The sequence below is a fragment of the Halorientalis brevis genome, assembly GCF_042678165.1.
Classification (GTDB): domain Archaea; phylum Halobacteriota; class Halobacteria; order Halobacteriales; family Haloarculaceae; genus Halorientalis; species Halorientalis brevis.
Genome location: NZ_JBHUDJ010000006.1, coordinates 269,878 through 291,611, shown reverse-complemented (window position 1 = coordinate 291,611; position 21,734 = coordinate 269,878). Strand labels below are relative to the sequence as shown.

Genomic DNA, 21,734 nt, shown 5'->3' with positions numbered 1-21,734 from the left:
CCTGGCAGCAACTCCTCACGCGTGAGGGTGAAGACGAAGGGACCAGCGTCGACATGTTCGACCTGGTCGCGGCCGCACTGCGTTCCCGCCCGGACTACATCATCGTGGGTGAGGTTCGTGGTGAAGAGGGTCGGATGGCGTTCCAGGCCGCACAGACCGGTCACCCCGTGATGCTGACGTTCCACGCGTCCGACATCGTGTCCATGATCCAGCGGTTCACCGGGGAGCCGATCAACGTCCCGGAGACGTTCATGGACAACGCCGACGTGGCGCTGTTCCAGAACCGTGTCAAGCAGGGCGACCAGGTCCTGCGTCGCGTCACGTCCGTTCAGGAGATCGAGGGGTACTCCAAGGAGATGGACGGCGTCGTCACTCGCCAGGCGTTCTACTGGGACCCTGTCGAGGACGAGATCGTCTTCCAGGGGATGAACAACTCCTACGTCTTAGAAGAGCAGATCGCGACGCTGCTCGGGTACGAGGACACCCGGGACATCTACGACGACCTCGATTTCCGTGCCAAAATCATCGAACGAGCCATTCAGGAGGACATACTCGGCTATCACGAAGTCGACGACATGATCGACAGTTTCCAGCGTGACGGTATCGAAGGACTCCCGTTCGACATCCATCGCGAGATTTGAATGGCATCCCAGGAATCCGACGCAACGGCCGGCCAGATGCGGGACGCAGTTGGGGATTTTTTCAGCGATCTCTTCGAGTCCTACCATCGGATGCACATGCCGATCCGGCGGTACGTGTTTCTCATCCTCCTGCCGTCCATCGGCTTTCTGGTGTTCACAATCGTCGGCTTTCTCCTCCTGGGCTTCCTCCCGCTCATGGTGCGTGTGCCGATCCCGCTGCTGGGCGTTCTGGGATTCGCCACCGCCGTCTTCTACCCGAAGGTGATGCTCTCCCAGGAGCGCAAAGCCCTGAACAACCGGCTCCACCTTCTCGTCACCCACATGACCGTGCTGGCGACCACGCGGATCGACCGCATGGAAGTGTTCCGGGCGCTCGCAGAGGAAGAGGAGTACGGCGCGCTCACCACCGAGATGCGCCGGATCGTCCAGCTGGTCGACGCCTGGAATCAGAGCCTCGACGACGCGCTGCGGCGGCGAGCGAAACAGGTCCCCAGTGACGCGCTGTCGGACGTCTTCGATCGCCTTGCGTACACGCTCGGTGCCGGGCAGTCCCTCGAGGACTTCCTCGTCTCCGAGCAGGAACAGGTGATGCAGAACTACGAGACCGTCTACAGCGGCTCGCTGGACAACCTGGACGTGATGAAGGACCTGTACCTGTCGATGATTCTCTCGATGACGTTCGCGCTGGTGTTCGCGGTCGTGCTGCCCGTCCTCACGGGGACCGACCCGACGATGACAGTGGGGGCCGTCATTGCGATGTTCATCTTCGTCCAGACCGGCTTCTACATCGCCATTCGTGCGATGGCACCGTTCGATCCTCTGTGGTACCACCCGGAGGGCATCACGACGGACCTCGACAAGTGGATGATCGCCACCTTCGCGACTGGCGTCTCGTTGACGATCTTCCTCGCGGTCATCTCCATCGGCGGCTTCTTCGGCGTGAGCCCCCTCTCGCTGGAGATGCTCCTCCCGATGTCGCCGGTCCCACTCCCGTTGTACATCGCCGTTCCGGTCACGCCCCTCCTCATTCCCGGGCTGTACATGCGCCGCGCCGAGGACAAAATCAAGGCCAAAGACGAGGAGTTCCCCAGCTTCATCCGCGCACTCGGTTCCGCAGAAGGCGCAAAGCAGGCGACTTCCTCGATGGTGCTCCAGAGCCTCCGGAAGAAGGACTTCGGGAAACTGACCGAAGACATCGACAACCTGTACAAGCGACTGAACATGCGGATCGAGCCGACGGCGGCCTGGCGGTACTTCACCGCCGACTGTCGCTCCTACCTCATCCAGAAGTTCTCCGAGATGTATCTCATCGGCCGCGAGATGGGTGGCAGCCCCAAACAACTCGGTGAGATCATCTCCACGAACATGAACGTCGTCCTCCAGCTTCGTCAGCAGCGAAACCAGGCGACTACCACGCTCATCGGCCTCCTGTACGGTATCTCGGCCGCGTCGACGTTCGCGTTCTTCATCGGACTCCAGGTCGTGAACATCCTGGCCAACATGACCCTCAACCTCAGCACCGGGGGTCAGTTCGACGTCGGGTCGATCATCAACACCAGCGTCTACAACATCCCGCTCATCGAGTTCCTGCTCATCGTCGTCATCGTGTTCAACGCGTTCCTCTCGTCGCTGATGATCCGGGAGACCGACGGCGGCCACAAGCTGAACGCCTACATGCACTTCGTGATCATCACGTGGCTCGGCTCGCTCATCTCCATCTTCACGAAGAACATGGTCGACTCGTTCCTGGCTATCTAACCACTCTTTTTACGTCGGGGGTATCCTCGGCCGTCTTCGGCGGCCTTGCGGGTACCCCCATCGCAAAAACCTGTTCCCGCGAGCTTGCGAGCGGGAGTCCACAGAAATCGGAGATTTCTGGTATGCCACGAGAGCTTCGCTCTCGTGAGCACTTGTCAGAGCTTGCTCTGACGGTGGACTAAAAACTGCTCGGCGCTCGGCCGCTGATCTCGCGCCGAGTGACCCGCGCTCACTCCCGCTCGCGCGGATGCCTCACGCCGCTTTTGTCCTTATCGAAGGATTTTCACCCGGCCGGTCTCACTCACAGCCATGCCAGAAGCCATTCTGACGAAACAGGAGGTCGAGCCCGGGAAAGTCGACCGTCTCCGGGAGTGGATGGCGGAACTCCGCGACCGCGAGGACGAGGTGATGGAGACGTTCACGGACGAGGGGATCAACGCCGAGACGGTGTTTCTCGAACACACCGACGACGGCACGTATCTCGTCACGTACCTCGACGCTGACGACGTCGTCAGCGCGTTCGAAGCGTTCGAGGACTCACTCCACGACATCGATCACGAACACCAGTCGGTGATGGACGAGGTGCTGGTCGACGGGACCGACGTTGGCAAGTACGAACCGCTGTCTCATCTGGTGAACCCGGAGCGATCGAACGACGGGGCGTGACCGCGAGGGGCGCGCTCGTTGGCGCCTCGTTCGCCTCGTGTCGCGTTCCTTTTGTGCGCGCATCGGCGAGAGAAGGTATGAACGAGAAACGCGAGCAGTTCCTCGCCGGGGACCGCCCGGACGACGTGCTGCTCTATTTTAACGAGGCAGCCGTCGACGGTCTAGATCGCCTCGCCAAGGCCGGTGAAGTAGTCGAGAACGGCGTCGTCCTCGTCCTCCCCGGTGAGGAGGGACGAACCGCGTTCCAGCGAGCCACTGGCGTCGATCCGATGCAACTCGCCGGCTCCGCGATGGACACCGAGTCACGGATCACCCTGGACGATATCGAAAGCGAGTGTCCGGAGAGCGCGGAACGGAGTTCCGCGGAACAGTCGAGCGAACCGCGAGACCGCGACGAGGAGGGCGAGCACTGGCCACGCTTCATCTTCGGGTTCGCTCAGGAACAGAACGAGGAGGTCGACGACATCTACGCCGAGGGCGACGTGGTTCACGCCTACGCGCTCTGTGAGTGCGGCACTGCCTATTCCGACAAGTGGCTCGTCAGCGACCGCGCCTGAGTCGTCACTCCTCTGCTTCTGGCGGTTCGTGTGTCGAGCCGACGTAGACAGCGGCGACCAGTGCCATCGCGACGAACACGCCGGCCTGGAGCGACCCGCTGTCTGGGACGAGCTCGGCGACGGCTTGCATCGTTACGGCTCCGACGCCGACGACAGCGACGAGCGCGAGAAACAGACGTGGATTATTCGCTACGGTCCGAGTAAATGATGGGCCACTCATCTGCCTTCGATGTCGAGCGGGTGGTAAAAACGGTTTCGACACCAAAACCGCACGACTGCAGTCGGATCGACGTGGTATCTTACCGAAACCGAAGTCGCAAGTGTCTCGTTACTGTTCGGTCTCTTCTTCCGTGTCCGGTGCTTTCTCTTCGTCGGCTTCAGCGCGTGCCTCCCGCTTGACGTCGTGGAACGCCTCGATGATGACCTGCTTGGCGACGGCACCGCGGGTCGTCCAGTGGTGCGCGTAGTCGAGCATGTCGTCGTAGATGTCGGGCTTACAGCCGGCGGCTTTCGGGTGACCGCCGCCGTTGACTTTCGCGGCGACCTCGTGGGCGCGCTGGAACTCCTCGGTGCCGCGGATGGAGGCGCTTCCGGCGGGCTTGACGATCACGGCCGCGTCGGTGCCGTCCTGGCGGAGGGCTTCGGCGACCTCGTTCTGCGAACACCGGCCGTAGGTGACGCCGACGGTCCAGTCGCCGATCTCGTGGATCTCCGCCCGGTCGATGGCCTTCTCGATGAGCGCCTCCTTCTCGACGCGCATCTCCGCGAGGAACTCCTCGATCTCCGGGGGCAGGTCCGGGCCGTGTTCGGCGACGACCTCGATGTACTCCTCGGGTTCGGCCCAGTAGGAGAAGTCGGCCAGGTCGTCGCTCCGTGGGTCTTCGCGGAGCCAGAGGTCGTGGTCCCGCGTGACGACCGCCAGCTCTTCGAGGTAGGCTGGGACCTCGGCGTCGAGCGAGCGGGCGACGACGTCGGCGGTGCACTCCTCCTCGGAGTCACCGACGACGCGGTCGGTGACGTGCTCGTCGACGAGCGTCCCTAACTCTTCGTTCCACTGGTGGTGGTCGTACCAGAACACGTCGCTGGCGCGCTCGGCGAGCACCTCGAGGAACGCGACGTCTTCCTCGGAGTCGGGACAGAGGTCACAGATGTAGACGGGCACGTCGGGGTCGACGTACTCGGAGACGCGCTCGATGGCGTCGCCCATGTCGTGGGGGCCGGCCGGGACCAGCGCCGCGTCGGCCACGACGGCTCGGAGCAGGGCGACGCAGGCCAGGCCGTCGGCGTCGGGGTCGGCGATGACGACGGCGGGCGTGTCCGTGACTGCTTCTTTGGTTTCGCGCTCTTCCTGTACTTCCTCGATCGAGTCCGGGTGGAAAAAGCCCTCCCCGGGGAGGACCGACTTCCGGGCGATCGAGAGCCGGTCGTCGTCGATGAGCCAGTCGTCCATACGGCTTCCAGCGTGCCGGGCTCAATGAAGGACTCGGTTGGGTTTCACCGGGCTTCCGGTGCCGGTTCCTCGCTGGCGTCGAGCTGCCGGACGGTCAGCACCGGCACCGGACAGCGACGGACGACGGCCTCCGCGACGCTGCCGAGCAGGAACGAGTGCTCTCCGTGGCGACCACGAGTGCCGGTGGCGAGGACGTCCGCGTCCACTTCGCCGACGTACTTGCAGATTTCGGCCGTGGGCTGGCCCTCGCGGACGGCCGTGGTGACCTCGCGGTCGCTCTGTTCTTCGATCGCGGCCAGGGCCTCTTCGCCCGCTTCGGTCAGCGCGGTCTCCATCTCATCGCGGACGGACTCGGGAGAGCCGTCGATGTCGCCGGTGTCGACCACGTACAGCGCGTGGACCGACGCGTCGAACTGGGTGGCGAGATCGAGCGCGACGGTGATAGATCGTTCGGCGCTCTCGGAGCCGTCCGTCGCGATGACCACCGTGTCAAACATAGAGGCGCCTACTGGCGGCGCGCGTATAAATGTGCGTTGTCGGCGAGACCCGCTCGGTGGCTTTTTCTCCCTGCCGTGGCGAAGAGCCAGTATGACTGCTGTGGAGATCGACCGCGTTCTCGTCCCCCTCGACGGGAGCGAGGAGTCGCTCACTGCCGCCGAGTACGCCGTTGCTATCGCCGAGCGGTACGAGGCCAGCGTGCACGCACTGTACGTTCTCGAAGAGGCCGTCGCCCGAAGCATCCACGCCGGCGAGGTCGAGAAAGACACCATCGCCGCCGAAACCATCGAGTTCATGGACGCCGTCACGGAGCTGGCGGCCGACAGCGACGTCGCGCTGACTCACTCGGAAGCGCTCGGCTTCAGCCCGTCACAGCTCACTCACCACCCGGGCAGCGTCGTCCTCGACACCGCAGAAGAGGTCGATGCGGACTTCCTGGTCGTTCCGCGCGAGCCCGTCTCGGGCGACCCCGACGAGGTCCTCGGCAAAGCCGCCGAGTACGTTCTCATGTACGCCAGCCAGCCCGTGCTCTCCGTCTAGAGTCTGATTCCCATCTCTAACTCGAAACTCTCGGTGCTGCTCATCTCGAAGCCGACGTTCTTGTACAGCGCGATGGCGGGATCGTTCCAGCGCTCGACGGACAGCCAGACGCGCTCGACGTCCTGTTCCTGGGCGTAGCCGAGCAGGCGCTCGATGAGGAGCGTCCCGATGCCGGCGCCCTGGTAGGTGTGGAGGACGAAGATCGCCAACTCGTAGGTGTCCTCGACGTCGGGGACGAGCGTCGCGTGGCCGACCGGTTCGTCGTCGTGGAGCGCCACGAGGTTCAGACAGCCGGCTCCGAACAGGTTGTCGAGCCAGGTGCGAATGGGCTCCTCGCGGACGGGCGGGATTCCCTGGGCGCGGTCCTCGGGGTCGAACTCGAGGTACATCTCGACCAGCGCGTCGACGTCGTCCCCGTCGGCGATCCGAATCCGTATCTCGCGGTCGTTCCTGTCGGTGACCGTCGCTGGGGGACGGGGGAACGATTCGGCGGTCTCGTCCGGGAATCGGTCTGTCATCTGATGAGAGTCACCGTGGTTTCGGCGTTGAGCAGGACGAACTCGATCATCTCGTCGAGGCGGATCTTCCCGAGGGCGCTTCGCTTTCCGCCGGGGATGACCAGCCGGTCGAACCCGTCGCCGTCGGCGAGCTCGACCAGTTCGCTCCCCGGGTGTCCGGACAGCCGCTCGATCGGTGCATCGAGGTCGGCGTCAGCCAACTCATCGCGGACGCGCGTTTCGATCTCGTCGGGGTCCAGCTCGACCTCGTCCCGGTCGACGATGGCGACGGTGAGGTCGTCACCAGTCTCGTTCGTCCGGGCGATCGTGTCGTCGAGTGCATCGAACGACACATCGCTGCCGTCGATACCCAGCAAGACGTTCATATACGCTCCCTTGCACCCGCGAACCAAAAACCCACTACCCATCGACCGTCCGCCGTGCGTCAGACGCCGCCGATACGCTTTTTCACCCGCAGTACAGATGGCCTGTATGCCCGATACCCCGGTGCCGGAGACGAACGATGCCGCGGACGCGCCGGACGACGTCGAGGACGATTCTGTCGCGACCGACGTTCCCCCTGCCGACGAGGCAGTGGATTCGGACGTTCCGGAAGAGGTGCGAAAGTACGACCGCTTCAAGAAAATCGAGGGCGGAACGTACGACCGCGCCAACGAGTTCCTCCGCGAGCGCACCTACATCACCGCTCGTGAGTGGGCCATCGCCCGCCTCTGTGCGGACTTTCGCACCGAGACCGGCGTCGAGATGACCAAGATCGGCGAGAACCTCCCCGAACTCGTACCGTTCATGACGGACACGTACACGCCCCAGGCGGTCAACCAGGCCCGCGCCTCCTTCGAGGAGAAGGTCCGCCAGGCCGGTGCGACCTTCCTCTACGGAGCAATGTGTGACTTCTTCACCGCCGAGGAACTCGACGACGTGATGTACGAGGCCACCGAGGTCGCGAAGTTCCTGCTCGAAGTCGAAGGTGTCGAACTCTCCGTCGAGGAGGAACTCGAAGCCGAGGATCGCATCTCCGACGTCATGCGCCAGGTCCGGGAACACAGCGCCGCCCTCCGTCACGACGAGTGCCCTCACTGCGGCGGGGAACTCGAAGGCGACGAGGACCACAGTAGCGGGACGACGGCCGAGGCCGACGACTAGCCACTTTCATTTCACGACGTAGTACGGATCGTCCTCGATCCGCGGTTCGAGCGCGGTTCGGAGGTCTCTGGCGGAGACGGAGATGACTTTCAGCCCGTTGAGATCGTAGTGGTCGAGGACGCCGTCGGTCATCAGATCGCGCATGAGTTTCAGCCGGTCCCAGTAGTAGAGGTACTTGTTCTTGTCGTAGGTCGTCTGTGCGACCTGTTCGTGGTCGCCACCGCCGTGGTAGACCGTCCCCTCGACGTCGACGGTCTCGACGTAGGGGACGTCCATGACGCGCTCGACGTAGTGGATCTGGGTGCTGATGAGCCAGCGAGTCCCGACGTTTACGATGCGCACGTCGTCGTCGTCGAGTTTCGCGTAACAGCCGTCGGGGCCGAAGGTGTCCCGGTGGTTGCAGTTCTCGAAGCGGTAATCGCCGCGCACCTGGATCGAGTGGAGGGGATCGGCCGTCCGGTAGTCGGCGTCGTCGAAGAAGAGACTGGCGAACGCGCCGAGTTCGGGCTCCGACTCTTTCCGGTGGAAGTACCCCGAATCGCGGAACGACTGGGTGAACGCTGGCGTGAGGATCGCGTCGAACCGTTCGTCGAGGTGGTCGACGACGAACTCGTAGGGGTTCCCCTCGAAGGCGGAACTCACGTCGCTCAGGCCGACGTGGACGAACACCTCGTCTTCGTCGTAGGCGTCGAGAATCTCCGCGAACGCGTCCTCGTCGACCGGCCCCGTCGGTCGGTCCCGCTGGAGCATGGCGTAGTGCTTGGCGCTACACCAGAGCGTTTCCGGCAAGTGACGCACCATCACCTACACTCCCCCGCGCTGGTCGGTTAGTTATGGTCCGAAGAGTGGGGTGTATCGACGGTAAGCGGCGGCTACTGCGAGCCGCTGCGTGCCCGCGCGTCGCTCACTCGTCCTGTGACGGTTCGGCGTCCGCGTCGCTGGTCTCTGCGTCGCCGGACTCCTCGGCCGTGCGGTCGAGGGTCCGGACGTTGGTGCCGACCGGGCCGCCGAAGGATTCGGACTCCGTCTCTCCGGTTTCGCTTTTGAGGACCAGCGTCTCCGGACCGTGGCGCTCGTAGACGACCTGTCCGCGAACGAGCGTCAGCTCCGGGAACACGCCCCGTTTCCCCTCGAACGGCGTCCACCCGCATTTGGAGTGGAGGTCGTCGCCGTGGATCTCCTGACTGTCATCGGGGTCGAACAGCACGAGGTCGGCGTCCATCCCCTCCTTGACGAGCCCCTTCGTCGGGAGGTCGAAGATGTGGGCCGGGTTCGAGGCGGTCAGATCCCTGATCCGCTCGTAGGTGATGTTGCCCTGGCGGGCCTCTTCGAGCAGGAGCGGGAGGGCGGTCTCGACGCCGGGCACGCCCGACGGCGCGTCCCAGATGCTCGCGTCTTTCTCCGTTTTCGTGTGGGGTGCGTGGTCGGTCGCGACGATGTCGACCGTCCCGTCGACGACGCGGTCCCACACCTTCCTGCGGAGGCGCTCGCGGCGCAGCGGCGGGTTCATCCGCCCGTACGTGTCCAGCTCGCGGAGGTCCTTCCGCGAGAGGAACATGTGATGGGGCGTCACCTCGCAGGTGAGGCCGTGTTCGGCCGCGGTGTCGATGCCCTCCGGCGTGGAGGTGTGGGCGATGTGGACCTGTGCGTCGAGTCGGTCAGCGACCTCGGCGGCCGCTTCGACGGCGGCCGGCTCCGCGCGGGCGGTGCGGAACGCGCTCCAGGCGTCCGCGTCGTCGCGCTCTTTCGAGCCCGGCTCGAACTCGCTGGCGTCCTCGGCGTGGACGGTGACCACTGTGTCCTGTCGGTTGGCGGTTTTGACCGCGCTGGCGAACAGCTCCACGCTGATGCCCATGTCGCCGGTCGAGTCGGCGAGGAAGACTTCCCCGAGCGCGAACATCGGCCGCTGGAAGAGGGCGCTGGGCACCCACTCCTCGGTGACGCCGCCGTTGATGCCGTAGTCGACGAGGGATTTCTCGGCCAGTTCTTCCTTCTGGTCGAACGACGCCCCGTCGATCGTCGGCGGGTCCGTGTTGGGCTGGTCGACGACGGTCGTCACGCCGCCCGCGGCCGCGGACTTGCTGCCGGTCTCCCAGGTCTCCTTGTGGGAGTAGCCCGGCTCGCGGAAGTGGACGTGGGTGTCGATCATCCCGGGCATGATGCGTTTGTCGCTGGCGTCGACGAACCGCTCGTCGGCCGCGTCGGGCATCTCTAAGTCCTCGCCGATCTCCGTGATGGTCTCCCCCTCGATGAGTACGTCGCGCTCCCGTCCGTCGGGGAGCGTCGCGTTCCGAATGAGCATACCCACTCTCGGGGTGGGTGGGTGGTAAATCTCGCGGACGGTGCACTACGTTTGTCGCAGGGCCAACGCTGATAGCGCTCCCGCGTCAGCGGCAGAACGTACTTCTCGTTCGGGACCGCTCACTCACCGGTCCACTCCACAGTCGCAAGATCGTCGACCCACTCCACGGTACCGAGGTGGTCGCCGACCAGCGCGTCCTCGACGCGCATGATGATGGCGACGGGATCGACTTTCCCGCCGCCGCGCTCGATGCTCCCGACCGTGTCCGGGTCGAACGATATCGAGAGCGCGTCGTACACTGGATCGAGCACGTCGGCGATCTCGTCGTGACCGTCGACGACGATCAGGCCGGCCACCAGCACCGCGTCGCCGGTGACGCGCTGGGCGATGCCGACGAGTTTGCCGCCCGGTGCCTGCAGCGAGTAGCTCCCCGGGCAGAACGTCTCGTCGGGTTCGCCGCGGTCGGCATCCACACCGAGTTCCCGGAGGGCGTCCCTGATGTCCACGCGCACGGCGGCGTAGCGTTCCTCGATGCCCTGGCGGCCGTCGTCGGTGGGTTCGATGCGGGCGAAGGCGATGGTGTCGCCGGTGTAAGCGACGGCGCGGCCGCCGACCTGGCGCTCGGAGACGGCGTACCCCTGGTCCGCTGCGGCTTGTCGGGCCTGCTCGTAGCCGTCGCTGTTGGCGTCTCGCGGCCCGAACGCGACCTGTCGGTGGGGGCGCCAGACGCGGACCGCCGGCTCACCGGCGGTGCCGGCCCACGCGAGCAGTCGCTGGGTGACCGACCTGTCGGCCTCGATGTCGTCACCGCGACCCCGAACCACGCGCATGGCTTCCTCTCGGGTCCCGGATAATATGGGTCTGACGCCTCGGGACCCGCGTTCGCTGCCGTCCTCGCGGGCCGGTCGAGAGGTTCAAGCGGCCGCCCCGCCAACGCCGGGTCGATGGCAGTCACGCTCGACGGGGACGTCGTCGGTCGCTACCCGCGCGTTTCGCTGTACAACTCCCCCTACACGGCCCACGACCGCGGCTGTGCGATCGACCTCTACCCCGACGGCGACGGGACGGCTCCCTCACCGGTCGCCGGCGAGGTGCTCGACACCCGGACCGTCGACGCCCCGCCGAAACCCTACGCCGGCCCCCACGACCACCTCGTCCTGATCGAGACCGACGAGTACGTCGCTCGCGTCCTCCACGTCGAGCCGACCGTCGAACCCGGCGATCACGTCGCCGTCGGTGACTCCCTGGGGCGGCTCGTCCGCTCTGGCTTTTTCGCCCCCTGGGTCGACAACCACGTCCACCTGGGATTCCGCGACCCCGACGCCAACCCGTACCGTGCGTCTGGTTCGCTCCCCGTCGCGGTCGACGTGGACGTTCGCCCCTGCCAGTGGGACGGCCACGGGACGGTCGTCGAGACCGCCGAGACGTACGCCGTCCTCGACGCGCCGGCACACCCTGCACCGGGCGACTACTTCGTTGGCGTCGACGGCGGGGACTGCGTCCTCGACGGCGGCCTGCCCCACTACGACGGCGGGGGTGCCCTCGGCGGGGCGGACGGGCCGGTGACGCTCGCCGGCCAGCGCGTCGGGACCGCGGAGGGCCGGACGGTCGCCTGGGACGACGTGACCGTTCGCGCCAACGGCCGGCCGATCACCGGGCTCTCGCTGTTTCTCGCGCGGGAGGCGTTCGGCGTGAAACTGGTCTGTCCGGAGCAGTCCTTCGCCGTCGGCGAGGACGTGACGGTGTCGATAGACAGTGCGTGAGCGGTGGGGCGTTACCCTTCGTCTGGAGCGTCGGTGTCGTTGGTTTCGGCGTCCAGCTCGGCCAGCCACGCGTCGACGTGATCCAGATACGCCTCGGCCAGGTCGGTCACCGAGAGTCCGCCCTCGTCGCGTCCGCTCCCGTACTCCATCGCGAGCGTGTCCGGCACCCCGTCGTCGCCGAGACAGTACTGTCCGACAGTCGATTCGACGGTGAGCCCGGTCGTCCCTCTGGGGCCGCTGTCGGGTTCCTGCCGGTCGGCCGGCCGGACGTCGATCACGTCGTTCGCTCGCTGGGCGAAGAACTGGTGGAGGTCGCGGAGCGGCCGGTCTGCGGCCCACTCCTCGAACGCCGGGTGATCTTCGTCGACTCGCTCGACGTGGGTGTGGATCTCGTCGACTGCGCTGGCGAAGGCACTGCAGTAGTACCGGAACTCGTCTTTGTCGGTCTGGCTCCGGACGTTGCGAACGTGGCCGTCGTCGGCCCGCTCTAGTCGCTGGAGGAAGAACTGCGCCTCCCGATACTTGTCGCGGGTCGGCCGCCGTCTCTCGGTGGGCATCGTGACGAGAGCTAACGGCCGCGAGACCCCTCCGTATTTCTGCAGCACGCAGCCGATTACTCGCGTCAACGTGCCGTCTCCCCCTGGTTGGAGGCTGGATTGCTGCGTGGCTCACTGAGTCGGACACGTCGGCGTTCGACCGCCGTCTCCGAGAATATCTCAGTCCGTATATGATTACCAGTGAGTAAAAGTCAGATGACATCGTAGCGGTAACACAACACATGGCCAACGATCTTCCCGAGGGCGCGCCGGTGATGTTACGCATGTCCGTCGAGCGCGAGAACGGCTATCTCTCGTGGCTCGGGGTGCAGATGCAGAACATCCAGTACGGCAAATCGAAGCTGACCATCCCGTTCGACGAGAAGTTCACCGACGAGGAGGAGACCCCGCCGACGGTGCACAACGGGATCGTCACGACGCTGATGGAGCAGACGGGGGAACTCGCGATCCGGACGACGCTCGACGATCCAGTCAACGACCTCGTGGAACCGCTGAACATCAACGTCAACTTTCTCCACGACGCGGTCCACGACCTCACCGGCTACGCGGAAGTCGTCGAGATGCGGGAGACGTCTGCGATCGCCACCATCACCGTCGAGAGCCGGACGGCCACGGGGAACATGGAATCGATCGCCACCGGCCAGGGCGTATTCCGCGTCGAGAACTGACGGGTCCGTTCAGACGAACGCGAGATCTTCGCGCCGCGCGACCTCGCCGAACAGCCAGTCGGCGTGTTCTATGGCGTACTCCTTGTGGTCGTCTTCGATCGCTCCGATCGCGTCTTCGACGAGCACCGGCCGGTAGTCGCGGAGGCCGGCGCTCCCGGCCGTGTGCAGCACGCAGACGTTCGCCAGCGTTCCGCAGAAGAGCAGGTTCCTGATCCCGCGTGCGGACAGCCAGCCGTCGAGTTCCGTCTCGTGGAAGGCGTCGTACGTGTGTTTCTCGACGACGAGGTCCTCGTCGCGGACGTCGAGTTCGTCGACGAGTTCGGCCTCCCACGACCCCTCGACGACGTGTTCGCCCCAGCGGTCGAACTCGTCGTAGTAGTGCGCGTCCTCGAACTGTTCCGGCGGATGGACGTCGCGCGTGAAGACGATCTGCACGCCCGCATCCCGTGCCTGCTCGACCAGTTCGCTGACGGGCTCGATGGCGCCCTCGCTCTTGGGCGCGTAGAGGCTCCCCTCGGGGTGGCAGAAGCCGTTCTGCATGTCCACTACCACCAGCGCCGTGGTCTCGGTGTCGAACTCCATGTGCGAGGGTACGGACCCGCCCGGAAAAACCGTTTCCCGACTCGTGGTCGACGGGCCGTCTCCGCCGGAGTGCGGTCAATTTTTGCCGCCGGGCCTCCTGGCTGGCGTATGCGCAAGGCCCCCTGGCTGGTGCTCGTCGTCCTGGTCGTCCTTTCTGGCTGCAATCTCCTCGGCGGGTCGCAGGCGCCCCCGGACCCGACCGCGGACGTCGTCGGCTGGGAGAACGGTCACTGGCACAACGGGACTCTCGACGTGACCAACGAGGACGGACTGAACGCGAGCGAGCGCGAGGCGGTCGTCGCGCGGTCGATGGCCCGAATCGAATACATCCGCGACGCGGAGTTCAACCAGTCGGTCCCCGTCGAGATCATCTCGCGCGAGGAGTACCGGGCCGCTCAGGCGGGCAACTACACCCGGACGTTCCGGACCTTCGACAACGCGAAGTTCGAGGCCATGTTCTTCGTCGGCGAACGCCGGGACGCCCTGGCCGTCCAGCGCCAGAACATGGGGGCGAGCGTGCTGGGCTACTACGACCCCCAGAACGGGACCATCAAGCTCGTCGCCGACGGCGGACAGCCCACCCTCGACGGCGAGGGCACGCTGGCCCACGAACTCGTCCACGCACTGCAGGACCAGCGCCACAACCTCTCGACGATGCGGGCGAGCACCCGGGACGGATACAACGCCCAGAACGGCGTCGTCGAGGGCGAAGCCAACTACGTTCAACAGCGCTACGAGGATCGCTGCGGTGGGGAATGGGAGTGCGTCGACGGTTCGTCGGGTAGCCAGGAGTCGTCGGACCTTCACTTCGGTATCTACTTCCTGGAGTTTTTCCCGTACAGCGACGGTCCGGGATTCGTCTCACACCTGTACGAGCAGGGCGGGTGGAGCGCCGTCGACGACGCGTTCGCGAGTCCGCCGACCAGCGCCGAGCAGGTCATCTACCCCGACCGCTACACGGACCCGGCTGACGACCCCGTCGCGGTCGAACTGCGGGATTCGGCGACGAACGGCTGGGAGCGCGTCCGGCCCGACCCGCAGACTCCCAACGGCCAACGCCCCGATTACGCGACGCTGGGGCAGTCGGCGCTGAGCGCGATGTTCGCGTACACGGCCTACGCCGACCGCGGCCAGCCGGTGATCGAGCCCAGACAGTTCCTCAACGTCGAGGGCGGCGAGATCGACCGCTCTGACCCGTACGACTACGGGCTCTCGGTGACGAGCGGCTGGGAGGGCGACCGCATGCACGTGTATCGCAACCCCGACACCGACGCCAACGAGACGGCGTACGTCTGGCGCATCGAGTGGGAGTCAGCCGGTGACGCCCGCGAGTTCGCGAGCGGCTACCGACAACTGCTCCGGTACTGGGGCGGCGAGCGGACCGACCGGGCGAACACCTGGACCGTTCCCGACGGGAACCGCTTCGCGGACGCGTTCCGCGTCACGAGAGACGGCGCGACGGTCACCGTCGTGAACGCACCGACGGTCGACGACCTCGGCGACGTCAGGGACGGTTCCTGAGCCGTGATCGGGCGCCGCCTCCTGCTGGTCGGACTCGCTGGCCTGCTCGTCCTGGCGGGGTGTAACGCGCCGACGACCGCCGACGTTCGCCCAGACCCCGCGGCCGACCAGCGGGGCTGGGAGAACGGCTACTGGTACGACGACGAACTCTCGGTCGACGCCTCTGACGGCCTCACCGAGCGGGAACGCGAGGCGGTCGTCGCGCGAACGATGGCGCGCGTCGAGCGGATTCGCGGCCTGGAGTTCGAGCGCTCGGTCGGCGTCGAGGTGATCTCCCGCGCCGAGTACCGCGAACAGTACGGCGGCCAGAACGAGACGGGCACCGACCACTGGCGGGAACAGGTCTGGGAAGCGCTGTTGCTCGTCGGCGAGGACACCACCGTCAGCAGCGCGTTCGGGGCGACCTTCGACGCCAGCGTCCGTGGGTTCTACGACCCCGGCGAGGAGGCGATCGTGCTCGTCAGCGACGCCGAGACGCCGACCGTCGACCGGTGGACGCTGGCCCACGAACTCGTCCACGCGCTCCAGGACCAGCAGTTCGGTCTCGACGAGTACCCGCGGACCCAGGACCGACGCCGCGGCCGCAACGGCGTCGTCGAGGGCGACGCCAACTACGTCGCCGCCCAGTACGAGCAGCGCTGTGAGCGGTCCTGGGACTGTCTTCCCCGCCCGAACCGGACCGAGGACGATCTGGCCGGGTTCGACAGAGGCGTGTTCCTGACCATGTACGCGCCGTACGCTGCCGGCGAGTCGTTCGTCGCGAGCGTCCACGACCGAGAAGGGTGGGCCGGCGTCGACGCCCTCTACGACCGGTATCCCACGAGCAGCGAGCAGGTGATCCACCCCGACGCGTACCCGGACGAGCGGCCGCGGACCGTCACGGTTCCCGACCGGTCGAACGGGGAGTGGGAGCGGTTCGACCGCGAGCCTGTCGGCGAGACGGTGGGTGAAGCGGCCATCTACGCCACGTTCTGGGCCAACGGGCAGGTGAACCGCACGACACACGACACGTACGACTACGACCACCCGCTGTCGGCGGGGTGGGCCGGTGACACGGTGGTGCCCTACCGGAACGGCGACCGCTACGGCTACGTCTGGCAGACGGCCTGGGACACCCGTGCTGACGCCCGAGAGTTCGCCGGGGCCTACCGGGCGATCCTCGCCGACCGCTCGGTGACCCAGCCGACAAACGCCACGTACGTCCTGCCCGAATCGGATCCGTTCGGCGACGCCTTCCGCGTGACTCGCGAGGGGACCCGCGTCCGGGTCGTCAACGCGCCGACCGTCGGGGACCTGGACGCCGTTCACGCGCCGGACTGACGCCCAAGCGGTACACCGGGCATCTTTTTCGCTGCCGGCTGAAATCGTGTAGTATGACCGACTTCGACATCGTCCCGCCGGCCGCGATCCGGGAGGGACGCGCCACTGACGCGTACTTCGACCGGACCGTCGCGGCACTCGACCACGAGGGCGTGAACCCGCGGGTCGTCGCGGAAGTCACCGCCGACCAGTTCCCGACCGGCGAGTTCGAGGTGTTCGCCGGCGTCAAAGACGCCGCACACCTGCTGGAAGGCCACGACGTCGACGTGGACGCCCTCCGGGAAGGCCAGCTGTTCGACGGGGGGCCGGTGCTCCGCATCGAGGGGAGCTACCGCGAGTTCTGCGTCTTCGAGACCGCACTCCTCGGATTCCTCTCCCACGCGTCCGGCATCGCGACCAACGCCCTGCGCGCGCGCCGGGCGGCTCCCGAATCGCTCGTACTGAGTTTCGGCGCGCGCCACGTCCACCCCTCGATCGCGGCGGTCGTCGAGCGGGGCGCGCTCGTCGCCGGGCTCGACGGCATCTCACACGTCGCTGCCGGGGACGTACTGGGTCGAGAGGCCAGCGGCACGATGCCCCACGCGCTCGTGATCTGTTTCGGCAGGGGTAACCAGGAGGCCGCCTGGCAGGCGTTCGACGAGGCCGCCGGCCCCGACGTGCCGCGGGTCGCCCTCTGTGACACCTACTCCGACGAGAAAGACGAGTCCATTCGCGCGGCCGAAGCCGTCGACGCGCTGGACAGCGTCCGCCTGGACACGACCGGGTCGCGCCGGGGCGACTTCCGCCACATCATCAAGGAGGTGCGCTGGGAACTCGACGCCCGCGGCTTCGAGGACGTGGGCATCTTCGCCAGCGGCGGTCTCGGCCCCGCGGAACTGCGCCACCTCTCGGACGTGGTCGAGGGGTTCGGCGTCGGCGGCTACGTCAGCAACGCCGAGCCCATCGACTTCGCGCTGGACATCGTCGAGGTCGACGGCGAACCCGCGGCCAAGCGAGGCAAACTCTCGGGCGCGAAGCAGGTCTACCGGACGCTCGACGGCGGCCACCACGTCGGGCTCGCCGACCGCGACGGCCCGGTCGACGGCGAGGAACTCCTCGAACCCCTCGTCCGCGACGGGGAGATCGTCCGCGAGTTCGACATCGACGACGCGAGCGAGCGCGCGCTGACCGACGCCGACCGCGTCGACTTCGCCGCGCCCGAGTGACGCACCCGCGCTCTCCCGCCTGTTCTGTCTCCCGGGCCGTTTCACCCGGATTAAGTCGGTTTAATCGACGTTAAAATCGGTTAACTGGCGCTCAAACTGCCGAAAGTCGGCTTTGCGGTTTACCCCCTTCAAGATGGCGTCGCCACTGTGACTCGGGTGGAGGCAACGATGAAATCGACCACACTACTCGCGGTCGCACTGGCCGCACTGCTGGTCTTTGCAGGAACAGCCGCCGCGCTCCCGGGGAACGCTCCCGTGGACGCGGGCGCGAACGACGCCGCCGACGATGCGGCGAATCGCGAGACGAACCACGAGAATCAGTCGAGCGACGAGCGAGCTGACGCCGCGGCGAACCCGTCTGCCCGCGGTCACGGCGCCGCAGCCGCTGACAAGCGTGGACCGCCCACGGATCTACCGAGTCAGGTGCCCGACCACGTCGCGGAGATTCACGACCTGATCCGGCAGTTCGTCGGTGGCGACCTCGACGGGTCGCTCGGTGACGCCGTCAGCGACGTGACGCCGAGCGACGACAGCGAGGAAACCGCTGGCAACGAGACCGCGTCGCCGGACGACGGCCAGGCACCGGAGAACACGACGGAGGGTGAGACCACGAACGTCACGGCGGCCTAACTGACGCACCCGCTCCACGGGGGTGAAGTGGCGATGGACGACCCGCTGACGCTTCGGGCGAGTCACACGCCCTTCGCGTACCTGCTTTTCGCTGCCCTGACGACGCCAACCGGCCGTGCTGTCAGCTCTGACGACAGTCCTGTAGTTCGCGAGTGTCGTGTTCGTCCGCGAAAAACTGCGTTCGAGTGTCGCGCTCGGCCGCTGATCTAAACGCGGAGTTCTTGCACGGCGCCGTTGGGGTCGCGCTCGCGGAAGACGCGGCCCTCGAACAGCGTGACCATCGTGTCGTCGTCCTCCCAGGCGGTCGGCGGGAGACCGGCTTTCCGGCTGGCGCGGTCGAGGTACTCGGCTTCGCTCCAGTCGTTCTCGACTGGGACCGTCGGGTAGAGCCAGCCGCGATTGCTCCCGTTCTCGACGGCGACGCCGTGGCGGCCGAGTTCGAGGTCGGCGAGCGGATCGTCGGTCAGCACGACGTTGCCCACGATACAGACCGAGACCCGCAGCGTGTCGAGTTCGGCGGCGTCGACGGCCGACCCGCAGGAGTCACCGCTGGCGGCGCCGATGGCGGCGTCGACGAGCGCTTCGCCCAGGTGGTCGCTCCAGTCGTAGCTCCCTGCACAGCCCCGGAGCTGCCCGCGTCCGCGGGTCTTCTCCAGACGGACGAACGCCCCGGTCCGCGTGTAGAAGGCGTCCCGCATGCTGCCCAGTTGCTCTCGTGCACCGTTTTCGACGAACGTTTCGACGGCGTTGCGAGCCAGTTCCACGGCTCGGGTTCCATCCGTCGGCGTCAGTTCAGCGGCTGCCCCTGGCATTGTCACTTCTATGACGACCAGCCGTTTCAACGTGTCCCTTCAGATTCCATGTGCTGTGGTATCGCTACCCATCGTTTTTGCTCGCCTGACCGAACGGCTTAATCCCGGTCGGTGACTAGCTGTCGCTGGCAGAGGGAGCCTGGCTCCCGTGCCTGGCCCGCTCGGATCGGCGGTCGACGCCGCACTACGGTCCGTTCGGACCGGGCATGAGGAAAGTCCCCCCACCATTCGGGCAGGTGACCGGGTGCAAACCCGGAGCGGGAGACCGCTGGCTCTGGAACAGAAACGAGACCACTCCGCGTGAGCGATGAGGTGCGCGAACCCGGATCGAGCCACTCGGCGAAGAGACGGGGAGTTAACCCACCGAGCGCGCGTGGCGGTTTCACCGCCACGCCGTACCGTGCCCTTTGGGCACGCGGACCGCGGAGAACGGATGGAACGGCGAAACCTCACTGGTGCAAGTCCGCGCCGTAGGTAGCCCGGACACCGCCGTCGAGCCTCGCTCGGCGAACCCCGGCTTCCGGGGATGGCGTGGATGCTCAGCCGAATGCCGGGACGAACAGAAGGGGGCTTACTCCCCTCAGCCACACTTTACGCTCGCGAGCGACGGCACCTGCGCGTGGGTTCTGGCGTGTGCTCCCCGGCACTTTCGACCACGACTGTCACTTGACCGGTTCTCGGGCTCGCTCGCGCTGCTCACCCTCGCTACTCACGGCTCGCTTCGCTCGCCGTTCGTTGTTTCGAGGTCTCTCGCTGCTCGACTGCGCTACCCTCCGAACCCCTCCTCCCACCGGAACGACCCGTCCCGCTGGACGACTTCGCCGTCGACTTCCATCCGGGACCCCTCGCCCATGTCGGTGATGAGGTCGGCGTGGACGGCCGACTCGTTCTGCTCGTCCTCGTGGCCCTCGGGGAAGTTCGCGCCGTAGGCGCGGCCGAGCGCCATGTGGACGGTGCCGCCCATCTTCTCGTCGAAGAGGATCGTGTCCGTGGGACGGTCGATACCGCGGTTCATTCCGATGCCGAGTTCGCCGAGTCGCTTGGCACCGGCGTCCGTGTCGAGCAGTTCTGTGATGACGTCCTCGCCCTGCTGGGCGTCGTAGTCGACGACTTCGCCGTCCTCGAAGACGAGGTGGACGTCTCGGACGCGCCGGTCGTTGATCGTCATCGGCACGTCGAAGGTGACCTCGCCTTCGGTGTCGGCGGGCGCGGTGAACACCTCGCCGCTGGGAAGGTTGTGCGAATCGTACGCCACTGAGGCGGCGCTGTTGACTGCGATCCGGTCGGCGATCGACATCGTGACGTCCGTTCCCTCGCCGACGATCCGTACCTCTTCCCCGTCGTCTAGGATGTCCTTGAGTCGGCCCATCTCCTCGGCGAGCGACTCCCAGTCCCGGAGGACGGCGTCGTAGACGAAGTCCCGGTACTCCTCGTAGGCCATGCCGGCCTGCTGGGCGAGCGAACGGGTGGGGTGGACCGTCGAGACCCAGTCGGTCGCCAGTCGCGCCTCGCGAATCCCCTCGTGGGCTTTCCCGGCCGCCTGCCGTCGCTCTCCCGGGACGTCGGCCAGGGCGGTCGTGTTCCGGCCACCGCCCAGCGAGAGGACGCTGTCCGCCTGTTCATAGAGGGAGCGCTCGTACTCGGGATCGGCCTCGAACTCCCCGTCGTGGGCCGTGAGATACGCGCGGCTGACCTCCGCGGAGTCGTAGACCGTCACGAGGTTCGCGCCGCGCTCACCCAGTTGCTCGGCGACGGCGACTGCCAGGTCGTGGGCACCCTCAGAAACGCGGAGCACGACGTCGTCGCCCGATTCGATGCGGGCGCTCCAGTCCACCAGCGTCTCGGCGTGTGCGTGTACGCGTTCGTCCATACCCGTGGATGCGGTCGGCGTGACAAAAACGACGAGGGTCACTCGATCCGTGTGGTGTTCGCTCGAGAGAAGACGACGGCCTGGGTACAAGGGCGGCGGCTTACTGGCCGTGGTGCGGGTCCCGGCGGCGCGTCCCGTGCCCCTGGCGGCTTCCGAATCGGTGTTGCTGCGTGCTCATCCCCTCGCCGGCGTACCGGTCCTCGGCGTGGAAGCCGGCCTGCTGGGTCTGGGTCCGGTGGTGGCCGTGCAGGTCGCCGTACTGGCCGCCGGCCCGTCCCGAGACGCCCTGCACGCTGTCTTCGCCGCGCTGGCTCCCCTCTCGGGGATTGCTCGTCGACTTCGTCGAGCGGATCTCGGTTTGCCGTCGTTCACCGGGGCCGCGCTGGGGGATCGACCGTCGCTGGTCGTTGCCCTGGGGCTCGCTTCCGAATCCCTCGGCGTGACCGGTCTGCTGGCCCTGCTGCTGGTGTTGCTGGGAGTGGCCACGCGGTTGCCGCTGTTGGCGTTGCTGCCAGTGTTGCTGTCCCGAGGCCTGCTGCTGGCGGCTGTCGTGCTGCTGGTTCTCCCGGGTGTGTTGCTGGACGTGTCGCTGGCCGCTGTGGCCGCGGTGGGTTCCGCGTCCGGTGTGAGCGTTCGCCTGCTGGCGCTGTGACTGCTGGTTCCCGTGGTGTGGGTGTGGCGTTCCGTGCTGATGGGGCATGCGCTCCTGGGAACAAACCGACGAACGTGGAAA

25 protein-coding genes and 1 other RNA gene are annotated in these 21,734 nt (G+C 66.5%); 13 read left to right on the top strand and 13 right to left on the bottom strand.

Features of this window, described 5'->3' with window-relative positions; all coding sequences use genetic code 11:
• From ACFR9U_RS13360 to ACFR9U_RS13345, 4 genes are all read left to right on the top strand, one after another.
• A partial coding sequence (locus ACFR9U_RS13360) for an ATPase, T2SS/T4P/T4SS family (protein WP_379814484.1) occupies positions 1-641 on the top strand: 641 nt, incomplete at its 5' end.
• On the top strand, positions 642-2,399 hold the full coding sequence (gene flaJ / locus ACFR9U_RS13355; protein ID WP_379814482.1) for an archaellar assembly protein FlaJ: 1,758 nt from the start codon (positions 642-644) through the stop codon (positions 2,397-2,399). It abuts the gene before it with no gap.
• 309 nt (positions 2,400-2,708) lie between these two features.
• Entirely contained in the window at positions 2,709-3,065 is a 357-nt protein-coding gene (locus ACFR9U_RS13350; protein ID WP_247380325.1) for a DUF6176 family protein, read from the top strand.
• 77 nt (positions 3,066-3,142) lie between these two features.
• Entirely contained in the window at positions 3,143-3,622 is a 480-nt protein-coding gene (locus tag ACFR9U_RS13345; RefSeq protein ID WP_247380328.1) for a DUF5807 family protein, read from the top strand.
• Positions 3,623-3,626: 4 nt separating this feature from the next.
• On the opposite strand, the gene ACFR9U_RS13340 is transcribed toward ACFR9U_RS13345, so the two are convergent.
• The 3 genes from ACFR9U_RS13340 to ACFR9U_RS13330 form a co-directional block, all read right to left on the bottom strand.
• Complete coding sequence (locus ACFR9U_RS13340; protein ID WP_247380331.1) at positions 3,627-3,842, bottom strand: hypothetical protein; 216 nt, start codon at positions 3,840-3,842, stop codon at positions 3,627-3,629.
• Positions 3,843-3,950: 108 nt separating this feature from the next.
• Entirely contained in the window at positions 3,951-5,072 is a 1,122-nt protein-coding gene (locus tag ACFR9U_RS13335; protein WP_247380333.1) for a DHH family phosphoesterase, read from the bottom strand.
• A gap of 44 nt (positions 5,073-5,116) precedes the next feature.
• A complete protein-coding gene (locus tag ACFR9U_RS13330; protein WP_247380335.1) occupies positions 5,117-5,569 on the bottom strand; it encodes a universal stress protein in 453 nt (150 codons plus the stop codon).
• Between the two features lie 91 nt (positions 5,570-5,660).
• On the opposite strand from ACFR9U_RS13330, the gene ACFR9U_RS13325 reads away from it, so the two are divergent.
• Positions 5,661-6,110 (top strand): universal stress protein, encoded by a 450-nt coding sequence (locus ACFR9U_RS13325; RefSeq protein ID WP_247380336.1) that lies wholly within the window; start codon positions 5,661-5,663, stop codon positions 6,108-6,110.
• Here the strand turns inward: ACFR9U_RS13325 and ACFR9U_RS13320 are convergent.
• Together ACFR9U_RS13320 and ACFR9U_RS13315 are read right to left on the bottom strand one after the other, a co-directional pair.
• On the bottom strand, positions 6,107-6,628 hold the full coding sequence (locus ACFR9U_RS13320) for a GNAT family N-acetyltransferase (RefSeq protein ID WP_247380339.1): 522 nt from the start codon (positions 6,626-6,628) through the stop codon (positions 6,107-6,109). The two genes, ACFR9U_RS13325 and ACFR9U_RS13320, sit on opposite strands and share 4 nt — an antisense overlap.
• The gene (locus ACFR9U_RS13315) at positions 6,625-6,993 is read right to left on the bottom strand and encodes a universal stress protein (protein ID WP_247380341.1); all 369 of its coding nucleotides are present in this window, start codon (positions 6,991-6,993) and stop codon (positions 6,625-6,627) included. Before ACFR9U_RS13315 ends, ACFR9U_RS13320 begins: the two co-directional genes overlap by 4 nt.
• 106 nt (positions 6,994-7,099) lie before the next feature.
• Between ACFR9U_RS13315 and ACFR9U_RS13310 the strand changes: the two genes are divergently transcribed.
• Complete coding sequence (locus tag ACFR9U_RS13310) at positions 7,100-7,771, top strand: DUF5806 family protein (protein WP_247380343.1); 672 nt, start codon at positions 7,100-7,102, stop codon at positions 7,769-7,771.
• 6 nt (positions 7,772-7,777) lie between these two features.
• On the opposite strand, the gene ACFR9U_RS13305 is transcribed toward ACFR9U_RS13310, so the two are convergent.
• The 3 genes from ACFR9U_RS13305 to ACFR9U_RS13295 all read right to left on the bottom strand — a co-directional run bounded on the left by ACFR9U_RS13305 (position 7,778) and on the right by ACFR9U_RS13295 (position 10,903).
• Entirely contained in the window at positions 7,778-8,572 is a 795-nt protein-coding gene (locus ACFR9U_RS13305; protein WP_247380345.1) for an AAC(3) family N-acetyltransferase, read from the bottom strand.
• A 103-nt stretch (positions 8,573-8,675) separates the two neighbouring features.
• The gene (locus ACFR9U_RS13300; protein WP_247380347.1) at positions 8,676-10,073 is read right to left on the bottom strand and encodes a dihydroorotase; all 1,398 of its coding nucleotides are present in this window, start codon (positions 10,071-10,073) and stop codon (positions 8,676-8,678) included.
• Between the two features lie 119 nt (positions 10,074-10,192).
• On the bottom strand, positions 10,193-10,903 hold the full coding sequence (locus ACFR9U_RS13295; RefSeq protein ID WP_247380349.1) for a lipoate--protein ligase family protein: 711 nt from the start codon (positions 10,901-10,903) through the stop codon (positions 10,193-10,195).
• Positions 10,904-11,017: 114 nt separating this feature from the next.
• On the opposite strand from ACFR9U_RS13295, the gene ACFR9U_RS13290 reads away from it, so the two are divergent.
• Positions 11,018-11,836, top strand: coding sequence for a DUF8155 domain-containing protein (locus ACFR9U_RS13290; RefSeq protein ID WP_247380351.1), 819 nt, complete (start codon positions 11,018-11,020; stop codon positions 11,834-11,836).
• Between the two features lie 11 nt (positions 11,837-11,847).
• Here the strand turns inward: ACFR9U_RS13290 and ACFR9U_RS13285 are convergent, their stop codons facing one another.
• On the bottom strand, positions 11,848-12,393 hold the full coding sequence (locus tag ACFR9U_RS13285) for a hypothetical protein (protein WP_247380353.1): 546 nt from the start codon (positions 12,391-12,393) through the stop codon (positions 11,848-11,850).
• Between the two features lie 221 nt (positions 12,394-12,614).
• Between ACFR9U_RS13285 and ACFR9U_RS13280 the strand changes: the two genes are divergently transcribed.
• A complete protein-coding gene (locus tag ACFR9U_RS13280) occupies positions 12,615-13,061 on the top strand; it encodes a PaaI family thioesterase (protein WP_247380355.1) in 447 nt (148 codons plus the stop codon).
• A gap of 9 nt (positions 13,062-13,070) precedes the next feature.
• Here ACFR9U_RS13280 and ACFR9U_RS13275 read toward each other — a convergent pair whose 3' ends face one another.
• Positions 13,071-13,643, bottom strand: a complete 573-nt coding sequence (locus ACFR9U_RS13275; RefSeq protein ID WP_247380357.1) for a cysteine hydrolase family protein — start codon at positions 13,641-13,643, stop codon at positions 13,071-13,073.
• Between the two features lie 108 nt (positions 13,644-13,751).
• Here ACFR9U_RS13275 and ACFR9U_RS13270 point away from each other — a divergent pair, with 108 nt between their 5' ends.
• The 4 genes from ACFR9U_RS13270 to ACFR9U_RS13255 all read left to right on the top strand — a co-directional run bounded on the left by ACFR9U_RS13270 (position 13,752) and on the right by ACFR9U_RS13255 (position 18,319).
• On the top strand, positions 13,752-15,164 hold the full coding sequence (locus ACFR9U_RS13270) for an Hvo_1808 family surface protein (protein ID WP_247380359.1): 1,413 nt from the start codon (positions 13,752-13,754) through the stop codon (positions 15,162-15,164).
• A gap of 6 nt (positions 15,165-15,170) precedes the next feature.
• A complete protein-coding gene (locus ACFR9U_RS13265; RefSeq protein ID WP_379814513.1) occupies positions 15,171-16,484 on the top strand; it encodes an Hvo_1808 family surface protein in 1,314 nt (437 codons plus the stop codon).
• A 53-nt stretch (positions 16,485-16,537) separates the two neighbouring features.
• Positions 16,538-17,689 carry a nicotinate phosphoribosyltransferase gene (locus tag ACFR9U_RS13260; protein ID WP_247380363.1) on the top strand — a complete coding sequence of 384 codons (1,152 nt, stop codon included), beginning with the start codon at positions 16,538-16,540 and terminating at the stop codon, positions 17,687-17,689.
• A gap of 168 nt (positions 17,690-17,857) precedes the next feature.
• Positions 17,858-18,319, top strand: coding sequence for a hypothetical protein (locus ACFR9U_RS13255; RefSeq protein WP_247380365.1), 462 nt, complete (start codon positions 17,858-17,860; stop codon positions 18,317-18,319).
• A gap of 206 nt (positions 18,320-18,525) precedes the next feature.
• On the opposite strand, the gene ACFR9U_RS13250 is transcribed toward ACFR9U_RS13255, so the two are convergent.
• A complete protein-coding gene (locus ACFR9U_RS13250; RefSeq protein ID WP_247380367.1) occupies positions 18,526-19,131 on the bottom strand; it encodes a TIGR00296 family protein in 606 nt (201 codons plus the stop codon).
• Positions 19,132-19,258: 127 nt separating this feature from the next.
• Between ACFR9U_RS13250 and rnpB the strand changes: the two genes are divergently transcribed.
• An RNA gene (gene rnpB, locus ACFR9U_RS13245) (RNase P RNA component) lies at positions 19,259-19,717 on the top strand.
• A 180-nt stretch (positions 19,718-19,897) separates the two neighbouring features.
• Here rnpB and ACFR9U_RS13240 read toward each other — a convergent pair.
• Positions 19,898-21,001, bottom strand: coding sequence for an aminopeptidase (locus tag ACFR9U_RS13240; RefSeq protein WP_247380368.1), 1,104 nt, complete (start codon positions 20,999-21,001; stop codon positions 19,898-19,900).
• A gap of 100 nt (positions 21,002-21,101) precedes the next feature.
• A complete protein-coding gene (locus tag ACFR9U_RS13235) occupies positions 21,102-21,701 on the bottom strand; it encodes a hypothetical protein (protein ID WP_247380371.1) in 600 nt (199 codons plus the stop codon).
• Between the last annotated feature and the right edge of the window lie 33 nt (positions 21,702-21,734).